Origin of the sequence: Salipiger abyssi, from assembly GCF_001975705.1 — a bacterium.
GTDB classification, from domain to species: Bacteria; Pseudomonadota; Alphaproteobacteria; order Rhodobacterales; family Rhodobacteraceae; genus Salipiger; species Salipiger abyssi.
Map to the genome: position 1 here is coordinate 3,508,482 of NZ_CP015093.1, position 21,685 is coordinate 3,530,166.

At 67.2% G+C, this 21,685-nt stretch carries 21 protein-coding genes; 6 read left to right on the forward strand and 15 right to left on the reverse strand.

Annotated elements, in window-relative coordinates; all coding sequences use genetic code 11:
* Position 1: 1 nt before the first annotated feature.
* Both rbbA and Ga0080574_RS20650 read left to right on the forward strand, forming a co-directional pair.
* Positions 2-2,704: a ribosome-associated ATPase/putative transporter RbbA gene (gene rbbA, locus Ga0080574_RS20645; RefSeq protein ID WP_076703889.1), complete on the forward strand. Its 2,703-nt coding sequence runs from the start codon at positions 2-4 to the stop codon at positions 2,702-2,704.
* Between the two features lie 2 nt (positions 2,705-2,706).
* The gene (locus Ga0080574_RS20650) at positions 2,707-3,825 is read left to right on the forward strand and encodes an ABC transporter permease (RefSeq protein WP_076703892.1); all 1,119 of its coding nucleotides are present in this window, start codon (positions 2,707-2,709) and stop codon (positions 3,823-3,825) included.
* Here Ga0080574_RS20650 and Ga0080574_RS20655 read toward each other — a convergent pair.
* On the reverse strand, positions 3,822-5,498 hold the full coding sequence (locus Ga0080574_RS20655) for a chloride channel protein (protein ID WP_076703895.1): 1,677 nt from the start codon (positions 5,496-5,498) through the stop codon (positions 3,822-3,824). The two genes, Ga0080574_RS20650 and Ga0080574_RS20655, sit on opposite strands and share 4 nt — an antisense overlap.
* A 73-nt stretch (positions 5,499-5,571) precedes the next feature.
* Between Ga0080574_RS20655 and Ga0080574_RS20660 the strand changes: the two genes are divergently transcribed.
* Positions 5,572-6,945 carry an FAD-binding oxidoreductase gene (locus Ga0080574_RS20660; protein WP_076703897.1) on the forward strand — a complete coding sequence of 458 codons (1,374 nt, stop codon included), beginning with the start codon at positions 5,572-5,574 and terminating at the stop codon, positions 6,943-6,945.
* A gap of 283 nt (positions 6,946-7,228) precedes the next feature.
* Here the strand turns inward: Ga0080574_RS20660 and Ga0080574_RS20665 are convergent, their stop codons facing one another.
* The 3 genes from Ga0080574_RS20665 to Ga0080574_RS20675 form a co-directional block, all read right to left on the reverse strand.
* Positions 7,229-7,810 (reverse strand): retropepsin-like aspartic protease family protein, encoded by a 582-nt coding sequence (locus Ga0080574_RS20665; protein WP_076703899.1) that lies wholly within the window; start codon positions 7,808-7,810, stop codon positions 7,229-7,231.
* A 63-nt stretch (positions 7,811-7,873) separates the two neighbouring features.
* Positions 7,874-8,494 (reverse strand): MarC family protein, encoded by a 621-nt coding sequence (locus Ga0080574_RS20670; RefSeq protein WP_076703902.1) that lies wholly within the window; start codon positions 8,492-8,494, stop codon positions 7,874-7,876.
* 112 nt (positions 8,495-8,606) lie between these two features.
* Positions 8,607-10,460, reverse strand: a complete 1,854-nt coding sequence (locus Ga0080574_RS20675) for an ABC-F family ATP-binding cassette domain-containing protein (protein WP_076703905.1) — start codon at positions 10,458-10,460, stop codon at positions 8,607-8,609.
* Positions 10,461-10,680: 220 nt separating this feature from the next.
* Between Ga0080574_RS20675 and ndk the strand changes: the two genes are divergently transcribed.
* Complete coding sequence (gene ndk, locus Ga0080574_RS20680; protein WP_076703908.1) at positions 10,681-11,103, forward strand: nucleoside-diphosphate kinase; 423 nt, start codon at positions 10,681-10,683, stop codon at positions 11,101-11,103.
* Between the two features lie 96 nt (positions 11,104-11,199).
* Here the strand turns inward: ndk and Ga0080574_RS20685 are convergent, their stop codons facing one another.
* The 6 genes from Ga0080574_RS20685 to Ga0080574_RS20710 form a co-directional block, all read right to left on the reverse strand.
* Positions 11,200-11,547: a TfoX/Sxy family protein gene (locus Ga0080574_RS20685; RefSeq protein ID WP_076703911.1), complete on the reverse strand. Its 348-nt coding sequence runs from the start codon at positions 11,545-11,547 to the stop codon at positions 11,200-11,202.
* 132 nt (positions 11,548-11,679) lie between these two features.
* The gene (locus Ga0080574_RS20690; RefSeq protein ID WP_076703914.1) at positions 11,680-12,075 is read right to left on the reverse strand and encodes a hypothetical protein; all 396 of its coding nucleotides are present in this window, start codon (positions 12,073-12,075) and stop codon (positions 11,680-11,682) included.
* Entirely contained in the window at positions 12,075-12,389 is a 315-nt protein-coding gene (locus Ga0080574_RS20695) for a hypothetical protein (protein WP_156876421.1), read from the reverse strand. Before Ga0080574_RS20695 ends, Ga0080574_RS20690 begins: the two co-directional genes overlap by 1 nt.
* Positions 12,386-12,958 (reverse strand): RNA polymerase sigma factor, encoded by a 573-nt coding sequence (locus tag Ga0080574_RS20700; protein WP_076703919.1) that lies wholly within the window; start codon positions 12,956-12,958, stop codon positions 12,386-12,388. Before Ga0080574_RS20700 ends, Ga0080574_RS20695 begins: the two co-directional genes overlap by 4 nt.
* Before the next feature lie 81 nt (positions 12,959-13,039).
* Positions 13,040-13,345: a hypothetical protein gene (locus tag Ga0080574_RS20705; protein ID WP_076703922.1), complete on the reverse strand. Its 306-nt coding sequence runs from the start codon at positions 13,343-13,345 to the stop codon at positions 13,040-13,042.
* A gap of 55 nt (positions 13,346-13,400) precedes the next feature.
* Positions 13,401-13,817, reverse strand: a complete 417-nt coding sequence (locus Ga0080574_RS20710) for an EF-hand domain-containing protein (RefSeq protein ID WP_076703925.1) — start codon at positions 13,815-13,817, stop codon at positions 13,401-13,403.
* Positions 13,818-14,035: 218 nt separating this feature from the next.
* On the opposite strand from Ga0080574_RS20710, the gene Ga0080574_RS20715 reads away from it, so the two are divergent.
* Positions 14,036-14,791: a heme-dependent oxidative N-demethylase family protein gene (locus Ga0080574_RS20715; RefSeq protein WP_076703928.1), complete on the forward strand. Its 756-nt coding sequence runs from the start codon at positions 14,036-14,038 to the stop codon at positions 14,789-14,791.
* On the opposite strand, the gene Ga0080574_RS20720 is transcribed toward Ga0080574_RS20715, so the two are convergent.
* The 5 genes from Ga0080574_RS20720 to Ga0080574_RS20740 form a co-directional block, all read right to left on the reverse strand.
* Entirely contained in the window at positions 14,772-15,563 is a 792-nt protein-coding gene (locus tag Ga0080574_RS20720) for a hypothetical protein (RefSeq protein ID WP_076703931.1), read from the reverse strand. The genes Ga0080574_RS20715 and Ga0080574_RS20720 overlap by 20 nt on opposite strands.
* A 113-nt stretch (positions 15,564-15,676) precedes the next feature.
* Positions 15,677-16,489, reverse strand: coding sequence for a lytic murein transglycosylase (locus Ga0080574_RS20725; protein ID WP_076703934.1), 813 nt, complete (start codon positions 16,487-16,489; stop codon positions 15,677-15,679).
* A gap of 127 nt (positions 16,490-16,616) precedes the next feature.
* Positions 16,617-17,438, reverse strand: a complete 822-nt coding sequence (locus tag Ga0080574_RS20730) for a hypothetical protein (protein WP_156876422.1) — start codon at positions 17,436-17,438, stop codon at positions 16,617-16,619.
* 514 nt (positions 17,439-17,952) lie between these two features.
* A complete protein-coding gene (gene glnA / locus Ga0080574_RS20735; RefSeq protein WP_076703940.1) occupies positions 17,953-19,359 on the reverse strand; it encodes a type I glutamate--ammonia ligase in 1,407 nt (468 codons plus the stop codon).
* Between the two features lie 61 nt (positions 19,360-19,420).
* Positions 19,421-19,759: a P-II family nitrogen regulator gene (locus tag Ga0080574_RS20740; RefSeq protein WP_076703943.1), complete on the reverse strand. Its 339-nt coding sequence runs from the start codon at positions 19,757-19,759 to the stop codon at positions 19,421-19,423.
* 173 nt (positions 19,760-19,932) lie between these two features.
* Between Ga0080574_RS20740 and Ga0080574_RS20745 the strand changes: the two genes are divergently transcribed.
* A complete protein-coding gene (locus tag Ga0080574_RS20745; RefSeq protein WP_076703946.1) occupies positions 19,933-21,546 on the forward strand; it encodes an NAD(P)H-hydrate dehydratase in 1,614 nt (537 codons plus the stop codon).
* Positions 21,547-21,685: the final 139 nt, after the last annotated feature.

Consider the following 21,685-nt stretch of genomic DNA (forward strand, 5'->3'; position numbering starts at 1 on the left):
CATGGCATTCGTCGCGGAGCTGGACGGCGTCAGCCATCGCTACGGCGCCACCACGGCGCTGGATGCGGTGTCGCTGAAGATCCCCGCCGGCTGCATGGCCGGGCTGATCGGCCCGGACGGGGTGGGCAAATCGACCCTGCTGGGGCTGGTCGCCGGCGTGCGCAAGCTTCAGGAGGGCGGTGTCACCACGCTTCGCGAGGACATGGCACAGGCCTCGGCCCGCGTGCGGGTGGCGCCGCGCGTCGCCTATATGCCGCAGGGGCTGGGGCGGAACCTCTCGACCACGCTGACGGTGCGCGAGAATCTCGATTTCTTCGGGCGGCTCTTTGGCCAGCCCGCCGACGAGCGCGCCGCCCGGATCGAGATGCTGCTGGAGGCCACCGGGCTGGCGCCGTTTCCGGACCGTCCGGCGGGCAAGCTCTCGGGCGGGATGAAGCAGAAACTCAGCCTCTGCTCGGCGCTCATTCACGACCCCGACCTGCTGATCCTCGACGAGCCCACCACCGGTGTCGACCCGTTGTCGCGGCGGCAGTTCTGGGATCTGATCGACCGCATCCGCGACCATATGCCGGGCATGAGCGTGATCGTGGCCACCGCCTATATGGAAGAGGCGGAGCGGTTCGACTGGCTTGCGGCGATGGATAGGGGCCGGGTGATTGCCGAGGGCAGCCCCGCCGCGCTGCATGAGCAGAGCGGCACGGAGACGCTGGAAGAGGCCTTTTTGCACCTGCTCCCCGAGGGCGCCGATCACAGCCCCGTGGTGCTGCCACCGCGCGAGGCGCGGGATGGCGAGGTGCCCGCCATCGAGGCGCAGGGGCTGACCAAGCGGTTCGGCGATTTCACCGCCGTGGACAATGTCGGGTTCACCATCCCCGAGGGCGAGATCTTCGGCTTTCTCGGCTCCAACGGCTGCGGCAAATCCACCACGATGAAGATGCTCACCGGGCTTCTGGAGCCCAGCGAGGGCACGACGCGGCTCTTTGGCGAGGAGCTCAAGGCGTCGGACATGCAGAGCCGGCTGCGCATCGGCTACATGTCGCAGAGCTTTTCGCTCTATACCGAGCTGACCGTGCGCCAGAACCTGACGCTGCATGCCGAGCTTTACGGCATCCCCGCCGAGCGCCGCGCGGCGCGGGTGGAGGAGGTGCTCGACGCCTATGAGCTGCGCGACGAGGCCGACGCGCTGCCCGACGGGCTGCCGCTCGGTCAGAAACAGCGCTTGCAGCTCGCGGTGGCGGTGATCCACGGCCCGCGCATCCTGATCCTCGACGAGCCGACCTCGGGCGTCGATCCGCTGGCGCGGGATGCGTTCTGGCGCCGGCTGATCCGGCTCTCGCGCGAGGACGGGGTGACGATCTTCATCACCACCCATTTCATGAACGAGGCCGAACGCTGCGACCGCATCTCGCTGATGCATGCGGGCAAGGTGCTGGAGATGGGCGCCCCCGACGAAATCGTCGCGCGGCGCGGCGCCGAGACGCTGGAAGGCGCCTTTATCGACGCGCTGGAGGAGGAGATGGGCCGCGACGATCACGCGGCGGCGCCGGTCTATGAGGCGACGCCGGCGAAGCGCGGCGCGCTGCGGCAGGCGCTGACGCGGCTCTGGGCCTATAGCTGGCGCGAAACGCTGGAGCTGGCGCGCGACCCGATCCGCCTGTTCTTTGCGCTGGTGGGGCCGGTGCTACTGCTGCTGACCATGGGCTACGGCATATCCTTCGACGTGGACGAGCTGAGCTTTGCGGTCAACGATCAGGATCACAGCCCGGAGAGCCGGGCGCTGATCGACGAATTCGCGTCGATCCGGCAGTTCCGCGAAGGGCCGCCCTTCGACTCGCTCGACGCGCTCAACGACCGGATGGAGCGCGGCGATCTGACCGTGGCGCTGGAGATCCCCGAGGGCTATGGCCACGATCTGCACCGGGGCGCGGTGCCCGAGGTCTCGATCTGGATCGACGGTGCCATGCCGTTCCGCGCCGAGACCACGCGCGGCTATGCCATGGGCGTGCTCGACGCCTATGCCGCGCGTCAGGCCGCCGAGACCGGCAGCGCCGGCGGCGTGCCGCTGGAGATCGAGACGCGCTATCTCTTCAATCAGGCCTTCCGCAGCGCCAATGCCATGGTGCCCTCGCTGCTGATGCTGATCCTGATGCTGATCCCGGCGATCATGTCGGCGGTCAGCGTGGTGCGCGAGAAGGAGACCGGCACCATCGCCAATTTCCGCTCGACTCCGGTGCGGCGGGCGGAATTCCTGATCGGCAAGCAGCTGCCTTATGTGGCGCTGGCCTGGGTCAGTTTCTGGATCCTCGCGGCGATGGGGCGCTGGCTGTTCCAGGTGCCGTTCAGCGGCAGCATGAGCGCGCTGGCGGCGATCACCGTGTTCTATGTGATGGCGACCACCGGCTTCGGTCAGCTCATCTCCACCTTCACCCGCACGCAGGTCTCGGCTGTGTTTGCCACGGCGGTGCTGGCGATCATCCCGACGGTGAATTTCTCCGGCCTGATCGTGCCGGTTTCGTCGATGAGCGAGACCGGGCGGATCTTTGGCTTGGGCTTTCCCGGCGGCTGGTATCAGCCGGTGACCGTGGGCACCTTCGTCAAGGGCTTCGGCTGGCCGGATGTGGCGCTGAACGGGCTGATCCTCGCCGGGTTCGGGCTGGCCTATCTGCTGATCGCGGTGCTGGCCCTGAGAAAGCAGGAGGCTTGAGGATGCAGGCGCTGTTCAACACCCTCCGTCTGACGCTCAAGGAGCTGCGCGCCATCCGTCGCGACACGGTGATGCTGGTGCTGATGGTCTATGTCTTCTCGGTGGCCATCGTCATGGTGACCAATGCCGCCTCGACCGAGGTGCGCGACCTCTCCGTCGCGGTGGTGGACGAGGATCATTCGCAGCTCTCGCGGCGCCTGACCGATGCCATCCAGCCGCCGCTCTTCGCGGCGCCGGTGCCGCTCTCGCCCGAGGCGGCGGCCAAGGCGCAGACCGCCGGGGAGTATGTGCTGGTGCTGTCGATCCCGCCGGAATTCGAGCGCAACCTGCGCGCCGGCGAGGCGGCGACGCTTCAGGTTCTGGTCGATGCCACGGCGGTGGCGCAGGCGGGCAATGGCGCCTCCTTCCTCCAGCAGGCGGTGGCGCAGGAGCTGACCGATTACCTGAGCCCGGGCGCGAGCGGCGCCGAGCTGGTGGATGTGGTCTTCCGTACGAGGTTCAACCCGAATTTCACCGCGAGCTGGTTCACCTCGGTGATGCAGCTCATGAACAATGTCACCATCCTGACGCTGATCCTGTCGGGCTCGTCGCTGATCCGCGAGCGCGAGCACGGCACCATCGAGCATGTGCTGGTGATGCCGATCCGCCCGGTCGAGATCGTGCTCTCCAAGATCCTCGCCACCGGCGCGGTGATCCTGCTGGGCTCGGTGCTCAGCCTGGTGCTGGTGGTCGAGGGGGTCATGGGCGTGCCGGTGGCGGGCTCGCTCGGGCTCTATGTGCTGGGGGCGGGGATCTATGTGGTGGCGATTGCCAGCCTCGGGCTGCTGATGGCGAGCTTTACCAGCAATATGGGCCAGTTCGGGCTGCTGGTGATCCCGGTGATCATCGTGATCTTCATGCTGTCGGGGGGCATCACGCCGCTGGAATCCATGCCCGGCTGGCTGCGGCTGGTGATGCAGATCCTCAGCCCCTCGCCGCATTTCGTGGCGTTTTCGCAGACCGTGCTCTATCGCGGCGGCGGGGTCGATCTGGTGACCGGCGATCTGCTGGCGATGGCGGTCATGGCCTGCGTGGCGCTGGCCATCGTGCTGGCACGGTTCCGCAAGGTGCTGGCGGGCTAGGAATGCTCCTCCGCCGCCGTCGCCGCCAGCGCGCGGTTATAGGCCTTGAGCGCATCCACATGGAACAGCGCGCCCTGAAGAAGCGGCGTTTGCTCCTCACCCTCCAGCACTACCACCGGCAGGAAGGCCACGCCGGATTTCTCGAAGCGCGGCAGCGCGGTCTCCAGCGTCGCCGTGACCTGCACGTAAAGCCCCTGGTCGATCATCCGCAGGCAGGCCTCCTCGTCGGCGGCGCCGGGATCGTCGGGCTTGCGCATGACGCCCGCCACCCGGAACATCGCCAACAGATAGGCCTGCGGCCCGGCTGCCAGATGCACGTTGCGGCGTTCCAGCTGGGTGAGAAAGAAGCTGCGGTCGACCAGCCGCGAGGCCACCGCCGTGGACATCGACACCGAGACCATCACCGCGAGCCCGGTCTGCCAGTCGCCGGTCAGCTCGAAAACGATCAGCGTGGTCGAGATCGGCGCGCCCAGCACCGAGGCCGCCACCGCGCCCATGCCGGCCAGCGCATAGAGGGTGAAGGCCGAGCTCTGCTCGGGGAAGATCCCGGTGGCGATATGCGCAAAGGCCAGCCCGGTCAGCGCGCCGACCATCAGCGAGGGCGAGAACACCCCGCCGCCCATGCGCCCCGCCATGGTGACCGACACCGCCGCCACCTTGACGGCGGCAAAGATCGTTGCCTGGCTCAGCAGCAGCGTACCGGTGAGCGCGCGCGAGGTGGTTTCGTAACCCACGCCGATGATATGCGGAAAGCGGATCGCGACGACGCCCAGCAGCAGCCCGGCCACGGCGGGGCGCAGCCAGTGCGGCAGGCTCAGCCATTTCTGGATGCGGTTGCCGATGTTTTCCGACCAGAAGATCGCCTGCATCATCAGCACCGCCACCAGCCCGCAGACCAGCCCCATCAGGAAAAAGGCGGGCAGTTCGAGATAGAACTCCACCGTGGTGGTGCCGGGCAGGATGAACTCGGTGACATCGCCAAAGGCCAGCCGGTTGATCACCGTGCCGGCGGCGCTTGCCACCACGATGGGGGCGAAGGCGTGCAGGGCGAAATGGCGCAGCACCACCTCGAGCCCGAACAGCGCGCCGGCAATGGGCGCGTTGAAACTCGCCGAGACGGCGGCGGCCACCGCGCAGCCCAGCAGGTCGCGCCCGGTGATGCCGTCGACGCGCAGCAGGTTCGACACCCAGGAGGCGATCATCGCGGCGATATGCACGACGGGGCCCTCGCGGCCGGTGGAACCGCCGGTGGAAAGGGTGATCCAGGAACACAACGCAGAGGCGATCCCTGCCTTTTTTTCCACCCGCCCGTCATTCAGTGCCGCGCCCTCGATCACGTCGGAGACCGAGCGCACCCGCCCGTCCGGGGTAAAGAACTGCACGATGAGCCCGACCGCGAGCCCGCCGCAGACCGGGATCACCAGCACCCAGATCCAGGGCAGGGTCTGGGCAAAGCTGGCCAGCGTGTTGACATCCTCCGTGCCATAAAGCGCGGCCTGTAAGCGGTTGATCGCGAAGCGGAAAAGGATGGCCGCAAAGCCCGAGGCAACGCCGACGAATAATGCGATCAGCCAGAAGGTGACCTGTCCCGGCGCCTTGTGGCGCAGCTGATCCCAGCCGCGCCCGCAGACGGCGCGGGTGTCCTGCCATTGCCGGGCCAAGCCCCTTGACATTCCCTGTCCCCTTTGGCTTTCGCAGGGCTTGTGGCGACGCTAGTGTCGCCCCCGGACGATCCGGAGGTTCTTAATGTCCATCGCAACAGCCCTCGACGCTATCGCCTTACTCCTAGGCGAACGGCTCAGCAGGTCCAAGTCCGAACTGACCGCGCATGGTCGCTCGGAATCCTATTTCCCGCTGACGCCGCCCGACGCGGTGGCCTATCCCGAAAGCACCGAAGAGGTGCAGGCGCTGGTGGCGATCTGCGCCGAACACGGCTGCCCGGTGACTGGCTGGGGCGCGGGCACCTCGCTGGAGGGCCACGGGCTCGCGGTTCGGGGCGGCGTGGTGGTGGATTTCACCCGCATGAACAAGGTGCTGGAAATCCGCCCCACGGATATGGATGTGACGGTGCAGCCCGGCGTGACCCGCGAGGCGCTGAACGAGGAGCTGCGCGCCACGGGGCTGTTCTTTCCGGTCGATCCCGGCGCCAACGCCTCGCTCGGCGGCATGGCGATGACGCGGGCCTCGGGCACCACCACGGTGCGCTACGGCACGATGCGCGACAATGTTCTGGGGCTTCAGGTGGTGCTGGCGGACGGGCGGGTGATCCGCACCGGCACGCGGGCGCGCAAGAGCGCTGCGGGCTACGATCTCACCGCGCTGATGGTGGGCTCGGAGGGCACGCTGGGTCTGGTGACCGAGCTGACGCTGCGGCTGTATGGCGTGCCCGAGGCCACCAGCGCCGGCATCTGCGCCTTTCCCGATATGGGATCTGCTGTGACGGCGGTGATGGAGGTGATCCAGATGGGCATCCCCATGGCGCGGATCGAGTTCGTCGACGACGCGACAGCGCGTGCCTTCACCGCCTATTCCGGCATGGAGATGGCCGAGGCACCGCATCTGCTGGTGGAGTTTCACGGCTCGCCGGAAAGCGTGGCGCAGGATGCCGAGCGCTTCGGCGAGATCGTCGCCGATCACGGTGCCTCGCCCTTCCGCTGGTCGGCGCGGGAGGAGGAGCGCCGGGCGCTCTGGGCGCTGCGGCACAATGGCTATTACGCCATCCTCGCGGCGCGCAAGGGCAGCCGCGCGGTGGTGACGGATATGTGCGTGCCGATCTCGCAGCTTGCGCGGGCGGTGGAGGAAACCCAGGCCGATATCGCCGCCAGCGGTATCCCGGGGCCGATCCTCGGCCATGTGGGCGACGGCAATTTCCACGCGGTGCTGCTGGTCGATCCCGAGCAGCCCGCCGAGCTGGAGACGGCCAAGCGGCTGTCGCACCGCATGGCCGAGCGCGCGCTGGCGCTTGGCGGCACCTGCACCGGCGAGCATGGCGTGGGCCAGGGCAAGATGGGCTTCATGGAGGCCGAGCACGGTGCCGGCTGGGACGTGATGGGCGAGATCAAGCGCGCGCTCGACCCGCAGGGGCTGATGAACCCGGGCAAGCTGGTGCGGCAGGGGTAGCGCCGGTCCTGTTGGCGGGAGGTGGAGCGGTGGGTAGGATTGCCCACCCTACGGTGACGCCCCTGCATGATGCGGTACGCCGTCAAGAAGGATACCTCGCCCCGGACTTGATCCGGGGCCTCTGCGGTCGCAGCGAAGAGCGCTCGGTCGTCTGGCTTGGTGCAGGCATTACAGGCGCCGGAGCGCCAGAACGGCGACTGAACAAAAGAACGACAAAAGGGACCGCCCAGAGCAACCGCAGAGGCCCCGGATCAAGTCCGGGGCGGGGACACGCGCCCGGCGCTCAGCGCTCCAGAATCAGCCGACCGCCGGAGATCTCCAGCCGTTCGAACCGTTGAAGATAGCTCATCCCGAGCAGCGAGGTCCGCATGGTGCCGCCATTCACATAGGCGCGCACGCCACGGTCGGTGAACGGCCCCAGTGCCACCTCGTCGAGCCGCACCGGTGCGGTGCGCACGATGCCGTTCGCGGTGCTCGCCTCGCCGTGGAACATCAGGCCCTCGGCGTCGAGCCCGGCGCGCTCGGCGTCCTGCTGGGTCAGCACCATGCCGGTGGCGCCGGTGTCGATGACAAAGCGCGTCGGCACGCCGTTGATGTCGAGCGAGACATAGTAATGCCCGTCCGGCGCGCGCGGCAGTTCGACCCGGCCCTCATCGGCAAACACCGCCTGGCTCGGCATCACCGTCTGGCGGATATCGCCCCAGAGCCCGACAGCGGCGATGGCGCCCAGAAAGATCAGCCCCCAGATAGCGAGATATTGCAGCTTTTGACCCAGCCTTTCGCGATTCTGGATGAACATCCAGATCACCAGAACGGCGCCGAGCAGGCCGAGATAGGCGAGATTTCCGTAATCGAACTCTGTCAAGGCCCGTGCTCCGCTGGTTCCGCTATGCTGTATGTAGGCATGGGTGGCGGGCGATAACAGGGGTCAGACCAGCGCACCGATATTACGCAGCCCGTCGATGACGAACTGCACCGAGAGCGCCGCCAGTAGCATGCCAAGCAGACGCGTCACCACCACGATGCCGGTATGGCCGAGCGCCCGCTCGATCATCCCGGCGCTAAGAAACAGCGTCAGCACCACCAGCAGCACCGCCACCATCACGCCGAGCACCGCCGCCATTTCGAGGCCGGACGCCGTCTGCCCGGTGAGCAGGATCATCGTGGCGATGGCGCCGGGGCCGGCAATCAGCGGGATGGCGATGGGAAAGACCGACGGGTCGGGCAGGGACTCCTCTTCGCCGGCCTTGTCCTCGCGTCGCTTGGAGCGGCGTTCGAACAGCATGTCGAGCGCGGTGAGGAACAGCAGGATGCCGCCGGCGATGCGGAACGCGGGCATGGAGATGCCGATGAAGCCCAGCACCGCCTCGCCGAAGAAGGTAAAGAGCAGCAGGATCAGCGCCGCGATGATGCAGGCCCGCAGCGCCACCGCGCGGCGATGGCGGGCATCGGCGCCCTGCGTCAGCGCGATGAAGATCGGCGTCAGGCCGATCGGGTCGATCACCACGAAGAGCGTGGCAAAGGCGGTGACGAGAAAGGCGGGCTCCATGCCTCAGGGGTAGGGGCTGGCGGGCAGCTTGTCCAGCGCGCCGGGCCTGAGGGCGGCGCGGGGCGGCAGAGCGCGCGACGGAGTATTTGCCGGAAAGATGAAGGGGCGGGGCTCAGCGCGCCTCCGCCGTCTCCAGCTTTTCCAGTGCCGTTTCCCAGAGCGCCTCGGCGCGGTGCAGCCCGTCCATGACCTCGGCGTATTTCTTGTTCCAGGTCTCCAGCTCGCCGGCGCGCCCGTCTTCGTAGAGCGCCGGGTCGGCGAGTTTTTTGGCGAGCTTCTCGCGCATCTCCTCGATCTTTTCCACCCGCGCCTCGCATTTGCGGACCTCCGAGCGCAGCGCCAGGATCGCGTCGCGCGAGGGTTTCGGCGGTTTCGGCGCGGCGGGTTTCTCGGGCCTGGCGGGTTTGTCCTGCGTCAGCAGCAGGGAGCGGTAGGCGTCGAGATCGTCCTCATAGGGCTTCACCGTGCCGTCCTTCACCAGCCAGAGCCGGTCGGCGACGAGGCTTAGCAGGTGCATGTCGTGGCTGACGAGGATCACCGCGCCGGAATATTCCGTCAGCGCCTCGACCAGCGCCTCGCGGCTCTCGATATCGAGGTGGTTGGTGGGCTCGTCGAGGATCAGCATATGCGGCGCATCCAGCGTCGCCAGCAGCAGCGACAGCCGCGCCTTCTGCCCGCCCGAGAGCCGGCCGACCTCGGTCTCCGCCTGCGCCGCCATCAGCCCGAAGCCGGCGAGCTGGGCGCGCAGCTTCGCGGGCGCCGTGTCGGGGCGCTCGCGCTGGAGATGTTGCAGGGGCGTTTCGTCGAGATGCAGCTCGTCCACCTGATGCTGGGCGAAATAGCCGATGCGCAGCTTGGAGCTGCGGGTCATCTTGCCCGCCATCAGCGGAAGGCGGTCGGCGAGCAGCTTCGACAGCGTCGACTTGCCCTGACCGTTGCGGCCCAGGAGCGCGATGCGGTCGTCCTGGTCGATGCGCAGATCCAGCCGTTGCAGCACCTGGCGCTCGCCATAGCCCGTGGCGCCGCCCTCCAGCGCCACGATGGGCGGCGAGAGCTGGTCGGGCTGCGGGAAGCTGAACACCCGCTTGGCGGCATCCTCGGGCGCCGTGATGGTCTCCATCCGCGCGATCATCTTGAGCCGCGCCTGCGCCTGCTTGGCCTTAGAGGCCTTGGCGCGGAACCGGTCGACAAAGCTTTGCAGATGCGCCCGGCGCTCGTCCTGCTTGCGGGCGGCGGCGGCCTGCACCGCGCGACGCTCGGCCCGGGTGCGCGCGAAGGTGTCGTAGCCGCCCTGATAGAGCGTCAGCTTGCGCGCCTCCAGATGCAGGATCGCGCCCACCGCGCGGTTCAGCAGCCCGCGGTCGTGGCTGATCACGATCACCGTATGCGGGTAGCGCGTCAGATAGCTTTCCAGCCAGAGCGCGCCTTCGAGGTCGAGATAGTTGGTCGGCTCGTCGAGCAGCAGGAGGTCGGGCTGGGCAAAGAGCACGCCGGCCAGTGCCAGCCGCATCCGCCAGCCGCCGGAGAAATCCGAGCTCGGGCGCTGCTGATCCGCCTCGCTGAAGCCCAGACCCTTGAGGATCGACGCGGCGCGCCCCTCCGCTGACCAGGCGTCGATATCGGCGAGCCGGGTCTGCACATCGGCGATGCGATGCGGGTCGGTGGCGGTTTCGGCCTCGGCCATCAGCGCGGCGCGCTCGGCATCGGCGGCCAGCACCGTCTCGATCAGCGACATGTCGTTTGCCGGCGCCTCCTGCGCCACGCCGCCGATGCGGGCGCGCTCGGGCAGGGAGATCTCGCCCCCGTCCAGCGTCAGCTCGCCCCGGATCAGCCGGAAGAGCGTGGTCTTGCCGGCGCCGTTCGGCCCCACGAGCCCGACCTTGTGGCCGGCGGGAATCACGGCGGAGGCGCCCTCGAACAGAGGCCGGCCCTCGATGGAAAAGGAAATATCGTCGATCCGTAGCATGGGGGCGCTCTAGCAGAGCGCCGCGCCGGCGGAAATCCCCCATGGTCTTCCATTGGCAGGAAATATCCCGGGGTGCGCGAGGGGCTGGCCCCTCGCCGCGGGCGCGCAGCGCCGCGCGGGTCGGCAAGCGAGGTCTTCCCAATCTTGCGCCTGCATGCTAACGCCCACGCCAGCGAATACCGGCCGGGCCTGACGCCCGGCTTTTCAATGGAGACCAGACATGGCCGTCGAACGTACCCTTTCGATCATCAAGCCCGATGCCACCCGCCGCAACCTCACCGGCAAGATCAACGCCAAGTTCGAGGAAGCGGGCCTGCGCATCGTCGCGCAGAAGCGCATCCAGCTGACCAAGGCGCAGGCCGGCGAGTTCTACAAGGTGCATGCGGAGCGCCCGTTCTATGACGAGCTCTGCGAGTTCATGGCCTCCGAGCCGGTCGTGGTGCAGGTGCTGGAAGGCGAAGGCGCCATCGCGAAGAACCGCGAAGTGATGGGCGCCACCAACCCGGCCGACGCCGCCGAGGGCACCATCCGCGCCGAATTCGCCGAGTCGGTCGGCGAGAACTCGGTGCACGGCTCCGACGCGCCGGAAACCGCCGCCGTCGAGATCGCCTATTACTTCTCCGGTCTGGAGCTGGTGGGCTAAGCGCCGCCTTTCCAGGTCAGAAACACGAAACGGGCGCCGGAGAGGGCGCCCGTTTTCGTTTGCCGCAGCGAGACGCCCCGCAAGGGGCACCGAGCGTCACCCGCCTTGCAGGCGCTCGCGCGGCACGACGCCGATCTCGTCCAGCACCGCCTCGATGCCGCTCAGCGCCGCCACCCCGGCGACCTCCGCGCAGAGCGCGTCGAACCGCAGCCGCAGCGCCTCTTTCTCCTTGCCCCGGCAATCGTTCCAGGGCCGGCCCTGAAGCGCCATATGCATCACGTAATAGCCGATGAAATGCGCCTTCGTGCCCGCCCGCAGCATCCGCGCATAGGCCTCATGCGCACCGATCTCGCGCAGCGTCTCCGCGTCGGGCACGCCGGCGCGGGCCAGCGCCGCCTCGACCGCCGGGCCGAGATTGCGGATCGAGGAGACAGGCGTGCCCATCGCGCTCAGACCTCGCCGCCGCGACGCAGGCCCGGCAACCGGATCAGAAAGGCAATGTGCGGCATGAGGGCTCTCCCAAGGCTTCGCCAAAGATTTTGCCACCCGCGCGGGCGGGGAACAAGCCCGCCAGGTTCACTCGGACCCGGCGCGGGCCGCCAGCACTTCCAGAACCACAGCCTGCACCTGCGCGATGGTGGCCTCCGCCTCATCACGGAAGATATCCATCGCCGCCTCGACCTCGGCGCGGTCGAAGGGCTCCGTCATGCCCGCCGTCACGATTGCGGCGCGCGCCCGGGCAAGATCGTGCAGCGCCGGGCGCAGCGTGTCGGCGTTCTCCGCCAGCGCGGCGCGCAGATCGCGGCGGACCTCTCTCGGGAACACCGCCGCCTCGGCGACCGGGCCGAGCAGCTCGCTGCGCATCGCCTTGAAGCGCAGCAGCGCGCCGGCGGTCAGGGCGTTGCCCAGCAGCGAGACGGCAAGCACCGCGATCAGCGCGATACGGCCGGAATTGCGTCGGATCCGTCCCATCACAGCCCCCCCGGAAAGCCGAGAAGCTGCGCGATGGCGCTGGCAAAGACCAGATCGTCGCCGCCAAGCGCCGGCAGGGCGGCATAGCCCAGCACCGCGGCGCCCAGCAGCATCAGCCCATAGCCCGCCGCGACCGGGCCGGGATGGCTCAGTACCTCGGCCAGTCCCTCCGCCCGGTGAGGGCCGGTTTCCTCCTCGGCGAGCCGGCTCAGCACCGCGCGCGCCAGCATCGGGGTTTCCACCGGCATCTCGTCTTTCAGCGCCGCCGCCAGCGCGGCATCGAAGGCGCGGTCCTTGTCGTCGTCTTCCATCATGGCCTCCTCTCCTCCATTTCGTCCGGGTCGAGCTGGCGGCGCAGCGTGTTGCGCGCCCGCACCAGCAGTTGTTCCACCGCGCCGGGGCTCACCCCCATCGTGGCGGCGATCTCGGCGGTGCTCATGTCGCCGGCGGCGCGCAGAAGGATCGCGCGGCGCTGGCGGTCGGGGAGCTCCGCAATGGCAGCGCGTGTATGCGCCAGCCGGTCGCGGCTCTCATGGATGGCGGCCGCTCCGGGGCCGTCATCGCTCATCTCGTCGGTTGCTTCCAGGCCGATGAAGCGGCGGAAGCGGGTGCGGCGGCTGCGGTCGATACAATGGTTGACCGCGATCCGGTAGAGCCAGGTCGACACGGCGGCCTTGGCGGGATCGTAGCGTCCGGCGTTGCGCCAGGCCTTGAGAAAGACCTCCTGCACCACGTCTTCAGCCTCCGAGGGCGCATCGAGCATCTGCGCGGCATAGCGCGTCAGCCCCGGCCCGTAGAGCGCAACGAGCCGCCCCAGCGCCTGCCGGTCCCCCTGCGCCATGGCGGCCATCGCCGCCCGCGCGTCTTCTGCACGTTGATCCATCTCTGTCAGCTTTGGCACCGGTCCGGCGCGGGGCAAGGGCCGGCAGCCCGTCACCTTACGGCACGGGCTGCCGGAGGATCATTACTTCGTCACCAGGCGGGTGCGGGTGCCGCTCTGGCCGCCGGGGCCGGTGTTGGTGACCGTGGTCGCCGAGGCGCCGTTGCCGCTCACACGGGTGCGGTCCTTGCCCCAGGTGGCCGACTTGCCGCCGGCAGTGGTTGCCGTGGTGCTTGTCGCGCAGTTCGCGGTTCCGGCACTGCGGTCGCAGTCGCGCGATTTCTGCACAGTGCCGCCGTTGCCATTGGTCACGGTGATATTCTGCGCGGGCAGGGCGGTGGCGGCCATCAGCGGCAGGGCGAGGATGGCGAAGAAGCGAACGGTTTTCATAATGATGGTCCTTTCAGTGGGGAATAGGTTGACGTGTTCGAGGGTCTTGGTTGGGTTACGGGCGGTAGGCGGCGAGGAAACGGGCGATGCGGTTGTATTCCGCACTGCTGATCACGCCGTCATTGTTGCGGTCGGCCATGTCGAAACCGCGCGTCTGCGCGGTGTATTCGGCCAGGGTGAGCATGCCGTCGTCATTGGCGTCCTGATCCCAGATCCGCTTGTCGGACTGCATGGTGCGCTTGCCGGGCAGCGCCTGGCGGGCGGTCTCGATCTCGGCAGCGGTGATTGTGCCCGAGCGGTCGGCGTCGATCCGGTCGAACATGCTGATCCGCAGTTGCAGGAACTCATTGCCGTCGATCACGCCGTCGCCATTGGCGTCGAGCTGCATGAAGAGGCTGTCCTGCGCCAGCGCCGCGCCGGGGAACAGGGCCAGTGCAAAGGCGGCCCGGGTTATGATCTGTCTCACTGTCATCAATGTCTCCGACTGAGTGTGTTTTCACATGGGAGTACGGCGCCGGAGCGTCCCCCTTACGGGCCGTTCGATAATTTCTGCGTCGGGGTGGTTTTTTCTCTCGCGCCACAGCCAAGGCGCCTGCCGGGCGCCCGGCTTTCGGGCGGCCCATGGGGCAGGGTGCCGCGTTTCACCCCCAGGCTCTTGCGGCGACGGCGGGGCGGCTCTAGGCAAAAGGCATGATCCTGCAAAACCGTCTTCCCTACGATCTCGCAAGCGTGCGCCCGCTGCCCAATATCGGGCCGGTGCACATGGCCGACTGGCTGCTGGTGGACGAGGCCTATGGCGCGCAGATGGCCGAGCGCGCGCGGCTGCTCGACACCGACCGCGCGGCGGTGCTCCAGCTCGATCCCGACGCGCGGCCTGCCGCCGAAGAGCTGCTGGAGATGGTGCTTGCCAATCTGCCCGAGGGCTTCGTGCGCGAAAGCGAAACGGTGACCCGGCCCGATGCCGTGCAGGTGCCGCTCGACCGCGACGATCCCATGGGCACGCTGGGACGGCTGGTGCAGGAGGATCTCTGCCTGCTGGAAAAACGCCCGGGCAGCGATGAACATGTGCTGACCGGCGCGGTGCTGTGCTTTCCGGCGGGGTGGCGGCTGGCGGAGAAGATGATGCGCCCGCTCACCGCGATCCACATCCCGATCCCGGAATACGATGACGGCATCGCAAAGCGTGTGCAGCGGCTTTTCGACGGGGTGCAGCCGGGACGGCCGCTGATGCGGTTCAACCGGCTCTGGCAGGACGATCCGGCGCTGTTCCAGCCTGGGCCCCGGCACGACAACAACGAGCGCGCCGATCCCGCCACCGCGCCTTATTTCCGCTCAGAGCGGCAATGCCTGGTGCGGCTGCCGCAAACCCGCGCGGTGGTGTTCTCGATCCACACCTATGTGCTGACGCGCGCGGCGACCGAGGCGCTCAGTTCAGCAGCCCGGTGAGCGACATGTCGACCAGATCGGCGTTCTGAAGCACCACGAAGAGTGAGGTCATGGTGAGGGCCTGGGTGGCGAGGCGGAAATCCATGCCGCGCCCGAGCCCGAAGACCACCAGCGCCGAGGCGATGGGAAAGGACATGATCCCCAGAAGCCCGGTCATCAGCCAGCCGGCGAGCTTCAGGCGGCGCTCTTCGGGGGGCTGCTCGGCGATGCGGTCGCGCACCGTCTCCACGGCCTTGCCGACCACGGTGCCTTTGCGGCTGTAGATCGACATCGGCTCCGGCTCGATGCCCTGCTGCGCCATCGCCTTGCGGACGCTTTCCGACAGGGCGAATTCCTCTTCGTCTTCCAGCGGCGCCAGGCGTTTGCGCCGGGGCGAGACATAGGTGTGCAGGCGGATGAAATCCTCCGAACCTATCACCGTGTCGGGCGAGAACCACTCGATCCGGTCGACCCTGCAATATTCGAGGATCGCCAGAACCGTCTGCGCGAGGATGGTGGCGACCAGCTCGCCTTCGAGTCGTCCGCGCTGCCGGGCGATCAGCCGGATCGCCACATGCGGCGCGGTGCTCTCGTCTTCCGGGGTGCTTATGGCGATGCCGAAGCGGTCGGCCATGATGGCGCTGCGCCGGTTGGAGCGCAGGATCGGGCGACCGGAGGCCGTGTCGAGGCGCTTGAGCGCCGCCGCGGCAGCGCCGAGCGCCTTCTGAATGTCGAAACCTGTCGCAGCGGGAAGGATCAGCCCGGCATAGGGCTGGTCGGGAACATTCATCATCGCAACTTCTCTCACCTGTCTGGGTCATGAAGATGCAAATCGAATGCGTAAAAAATAGGGCTGAACCGGGCCAGCTTGTGGGAGTTTGCGTGGCCCGGTCCCGCTGCCCGTTGTCAGCCGTCGATTTTCGCCGCCACCAGCGCGATGGCCTGCTGATAGACGGTGGCCGCGTTCCACTCGTTCAGGACGCGGAAATTCGAGGTGCCCTCATTGTAGGGCTGCCCCGGGCGCCAGCCTTTCTGGCGCAGGAAATTTGCGGTCGAGGCCAGCGCGTCGGCCTCGTTGTAGAAATCGACACGCCCGTCGCCGTTGGCATCCACGCCATAGCGCAGCGCGTTGCCGGGCAGGAACTGGGTGTGGCCCAGCTCGCCATGGAAGGCGCCTTTCTGCGAAGGGGCCAGCATGCCCCGGTCGACCATCTTCAGCGCGGCGATGGCATGCGGGGTAAAGAAGGACGAGCGGCGGCAGTCATAGGCCACGGTGGTGATCGACGAGACCACCGGCGTGCTGCCCATGGTGCGGCCAAAGCCCGTCTCCATGCCGTGGATCGCCAGCAGGATCCCGGCGGGCACGCCATAGCGTTGCTCCAGCGCGGCATAGAAATTCGGATTGCGGTTCATGCGCTTGCGGGCGGTGGCGGCAAAGCCGTCGACCGAGCCGAGGCGGATACGGATGAAATCGTTCAGCGCGTATTTCACGCCCTTCTGATTGCGGTCTGCATTGATCGTGCCGGTGGAATACTGCGCGTTCATCAGCGCCTGGATGCCCCGCTGTCCGACGCCGGCGCGTTGTGCTTCGGCGGCGAATTCCCGCTTCCAGGCATCAAAGCCGCTGGCGGTATTGCCGCAGCTTGCGGCCTGCGCGGCGCTGGCGGTGGCAAAAGAAAGCGCGGCGGTCGCCACGAGTTTGAAAATGAAGCGGGGCATTGGTTCGCTCTCCGAAATTCTTAGCTTGGGAGCAAACGTTAGCTCACGGGCCGTGCGCGGCAAACTGCAAATCGGCGATAGTCCGCCGCCCGGTGGATCCGGACGGCGGCCTTCTGCTTGTGAGCGTTCAGAAGGAAGAGAGAAGCGTTTCCGCTGCGCCGCTGCCACCGAGAGCCAGCATGAAGACGGCTGCAAGGGCGACGGAGATGGTTGCGCTCGATCCGATGCCGCTGCGCGCCAGGCTTTGCAGCATCGCGGGGTGGGCGAGTGTGGTGAGAGAGAGAGTGGTGTCAGACGCCTCGCCCGACGTCTGGGCAGTGGTTTCCGCATGGATCTCGATGATCTCGCGCGCTGCGACCGGCGAGGTCAGCGCCGCGCGCATCTGGCGGCTGTGCGCCTGCTGATAGGCGTCGCGGCGCGAGCCGCCATTGCCGTCCGACATCGGCACCGAGCGCGCCGCGTCGATCACCGGCAGCATCCGCGCGAGCAGCGCGTCGCCGGCGAGGCGCGGACGCGACTGACGGCGCGGGTCGCGCTGCACGCGGCGGGGCGCCGGGGCCTTGGTCTTGGCGTCGCAATCCGGTGCCAGGTTGTCGAGAAACAGCGCGCGGGGCAGGCGGCGTTCGCAGTCGTTCCAGATCAGGTGCGTGGCCGGCAGCGCTTTGACCAGACGATACAGGATGCGCGCCAGTTTCGCCCGGTAGTCGGAGCCGGTGCTGTCGACGGTCAGCGAGACCAGAGTCTCTTCGTCATCGCGCGCGGTTTCGAGACAGCAGACCGCATCTTCGGTGGTCAGGAACAGCATTTCGGTCGAGACGGCGTGGCTGGCCGTGACGGGGCATTTCTGGCTGGCAAGCGCGTCGCTCAGAAGGGCGACAATTCGGTCGAACGCAACATGCGTTTCAGGGGCAAACACAAGACGGGCGGTACAACTGGTGACAGTGGTCATTCTCCGGCTCCTACACTTGGTTTTTACATTTCGTTAAGAACAACTTTCCCGGGAATTGGGGAGAGATTCTGGTCGATAAAAGGTCTCGGCATGGGCGGTTTGCCCCAATCCTGTCGTTCTGTGGTGAAACCGTGCCAGAGAGGGGTGAAACGTGGCGAAACCGCCATTTTCTCCCACTGGTTGAGCGCATCATGCCTTAATCGCGGGCGTCAATCGCGTCGATATGATGCTGAATGGCGTCAGGGGGCGTAAAATCTGACACGAAATTACGGGCGGATTTTCTCATATCGTGATCGGATGGATCCCGCCTGGGAAACCGTCCCCGCCGTTTGCAGCGATCTTTTCCTGCGGCTGGACAATGCCTCGCAAAACCCGGTCCGAATCTGCGCAAATCTGGCAGGGAACGGGTTTTTACGTGTCTGATTTGGACAGCGCGCACAAAGAATTCGGGCAGTGCGACACAGAAAAAGGGCGCCCCGGGGGGCGCCCTTTCGATCCCTGTCGGATCTTCGGATCAGCAGCTGTAATACAGCTTGAACTCGACCGGGTGCGGGGTCATCTCGTATTGCTCGAGCTCTTCCATCTTCAGGTCGATATAGCCTTCGATCTGGTCCTTGGTGAACACGTCGCCGGCCAGCAGGAAGTCCATGTCGGCCTTCAGCTCGTCGAGCGCCTCGCGCAGCGAGCCGCAGACCGTCGGGATGCCTTCGAGCTCTTCCGGCGGCAGATCGTAGAGGTTCTTGTCCATGGCTTCGCCCGGATCGATCTTGTTCTTGATGCCGTCGAGGCCGGCCATCAGGAGCGCCGAGAAGCACAGATACGGGTTTGCCGAGGGGTCGGGGAAGCGGGCTTCCACACGCTTGGCCTTGGGGGATTCCGCCCACGGGATCCGCACGCAGCCGGAGCGGTTGCGGGCGGAGTAGGCGCGCAGAACGGGGGCTTCGAAACCCGGGACCAGACGCTTGTAGGAGTTGGTCGAGGGGTTGGTGAAGGCGTTCAGCGCCTTGGCGTGCTTGAGCAGACCGCCGATGAAATACAGCGCTTCCTGGCTCAGATCGGCATATTTGTCGCCGGCAAAGAGCGGCTTGCCGTCTTTCCAGATCGACATGTTGACATGCATGCCGGTGCCGTTGTCGCCAGCGATGGGCTTCGGCATGAAGGTCGCCGATTTGCCATATGCCTGCGCCACGTTGTGGATGATGTACTTGTATTTCTGAAGCTCGTCCGCCTGCTTGGTGACGGTGCCGAAGATCAGGCCCAGCTCGTGCTGACAGGACGCCACCTCGTGGTGGTGCTTGTCGACCTTCATGCCGATGCGCTTCATGGTCGAGAGCATCTCGGAACGCAGGTCCTGCGCGTCGTCCACGGGGTTGACCGGGAAATAGCCGCCCTTGATGCCGGGGCGGTGGCCGGTGTTGCCCATCTCGTATTCGGTGTCGGTGTTCCAGGAGGCGTCGAGCGCGTCGACCTCATAGGAGACCTTGTTCATCGCGACCGAGAACTTCACGTCGTCGAAGAGGAAGAATTCCGCTTCCGGGCCCATGAACGCCGAGTCGCCGATGCCCGAGGAGATCAGGTAGGCTTCGGCCTTCTGCGCGGTGCCGCGCGGGTCGCGCTCATAGGGTTCGCCGGTGTCGGGCTCGACCACCGAGCAATGCACGCAGAGGGTCTTCTCGGCGTAGAACGGGTCGATATAGACGCTGGCGGGATCGGGCATCAGTTTCATGTCCGAGGCCTCGATCGACTTCCAGCCGGCAATGGACGAGCCGTCGAACATGAAGCCTTCTTCGAGGAAGTCCTCGTCGACCTCGTCGGCGATGACCGTTACGTGCTGGAGCTTGCCGCGCGGATCGGTGAAGCGGATGTCGACATAGGCGACCTCCTCGTTCTTCATCAATTCGAGAACGTCCTTAATGCTCATTCCCTTCTTCCCTTTCTGTGACGTGATACTTTTTTGGGTCCGGTTGGTTGGGTGCGGCCGCTCAGAGCGCGTCCGAGCCGGATTCGCCGGTGCGGATCCGGATGGCCTGTTCCACGGGGCTGACGAAGATCTTGCCGTCGCCGATCTTGTCGGTCTTGGCGGCCGAGATGATGGCTTCGATGGCGGCGTCGACCTGATCGTCGTCCAGAACCACCTCGATCTTCACCTTGGGCAGGAAGTCGACCACGTATTCGGCGCCGCGATAGAGCTCGGTATGGCCCTTCTGGCGGCCGAAGCCCTTCACTTCGAGGACCGAAAGACCCTGGATGCCCGCATCCTGAAGTGCTTCTTTCACTTCGTCGAGCTTGAACGGCTTGATGATCGCCTCGACCTTTTTCATGGTCCCTGTCTCCTCGTAATCCCGTGTCGGACCCTGCCAGATCACTTCTGTTCGGCGCCCACAATCGGATAGGCTACCGGGGCAGGGGGTGCATAGGGGGATTCCTACATCCCGCATAAATTTTGTGCAATCCGCCATTTCGGCGGGCAAAATGAAAACACGGGGAAACGGGCATGGCAGAGCTTCTGACGGCGGCGCAGATGCGGGCAATCGAGACGGCGGCGATGGCCTCGGGAGAGGTCAGCGGGCTGGAGCTGATGGAGCGCGCCGGCGCCGGGGTCGTGGCGGCGATTATGCAGGAATGGCCGGAGCTTGAAGCCGCAGCGCAGCGCGCGCTGGTGCTCTGCGGGCCGGGCAATAACGGCGGCGACGGCTTTGTGATCGCGCGACTTCTGGCAGAGCGCGGCTGGGAGGTCGAGGTCTATCTTTACGGCGATCCCGGGCGTCTGCCGCCCGATGCGCGGACGAATTACGAGCGCTGGCGCGAGATCGGGACGGTTCAAAGATACGAGGACGACGGCCCGGAGGCGTTCTGGCTCGATCCCGAACTGTGTCGCGAGCAGACGGTTTTGATCGACGCGCTGTTCGGCACCGGTCTGACGCGCCCCGTAGAGGCGTTCAACGCCGTGGGGTGGGCTACGCAGATCTCGGAATGGCGGCTGCCGCGGGATCAGCGCCGGGGGGCGTATCCGGCGGTGCGGGTGGTCGCGGTCGATCTGCCGAGCGGGCTCTGCGCGGATTCGGGACGGCGTCTGCGCAGCGCCCGGCCGCCGCAGGAGCTCGAAGAGATCCGCGCCGATCTGACGGTCACTTTTCACGCCCGAAAGCTGGGTCATGTGCTGGCCGAGGGGCCGGCGCTGTGCGGCAAGGTCGTGGTCGCGCCGATCGGACTGGAAACACTGCGCCGGCCGCGCGCCGCGCGCGAGCAGCGCGCCACTCTGGTCGGGCCGCCCGACGGGCTGGGCAAGGCGGGCGGCGGGCACAAATACAGCCACGGCCACGCGCTGGTGCTGAGCGGCGGCTTCGGGCGCACCGGGGCGGCGCGACTGGCGGCGCGCGCGGCGCTGCGGGTGGGGGCCGGGCTGGTGACGCTGGGCGCGCCGGGGGCGGCGCAGATGGAGGTGGCGGCACAGATCACCGCGCTGATGCTGCGCCGGGTGGAGGAGGCCGAGGATCTCGCCGCGCTGCTTGGGGATGCGCGGCTCAACGCGCTCTGCCTCGGGCCGGGGCTGGGGCAGGACCGGGCGCGCGATCTGGTGCCGGTGGCGCTGGAGGCGGGCCGCGCGGTGCTGCTCGACGCCGATGCGCTCTCGGCCTTTGCCGGAGATCCCGACGAGCTGTTCGACATGCTGCACGAGGGCTGCGTTCTGACCCCGCATGGCGGCGAGTTCGCGCGGCTCTTTCCGGATCTGGCGGAGCAGCTCGCCGCGCGGCCCGAGAGCGGCCCGGCATTTTCCCGCGTCGATGCGGCGCGCGAGGCGGCGCGGCAGGCGGGCTGTACGGTGCTGCTCAAGGGGCCCGACACGGTGATCGCGGCGCCGGACGGGCGCGTCTCGGTGCATGCGGCGGTGGGGGCGCGGTCGGCGCCCTGGCTGGCCACGGCAGGGGCGGGCGACGTGCTCGCCGGGCTCATCGCCGGGCTGATGGCGCGCGGGCTGTCGCCGTTCCAGGCGGCTTGTTCCGGCGCCTGGCTGCATGTGGAGGCGGCGCTGGCCTTCGGGCCGGGGCTCATCGCCGAGGATCTGCCCGAGGCGCTGCCGGGGGTGCTGCGAGGGTTGGCTGGGTGAGCGACGGGTGCGGTGGGCAGATTGCCCACCCTACGGGGTGTGAACGCGCCGCGCTATCGCCGGCCCGTGGGTTTGCGAGCCGCGCTTTGACCCTCTCGATTTATCCTGGCCAAATCCGAATGACCTCAACAGGCGGCGC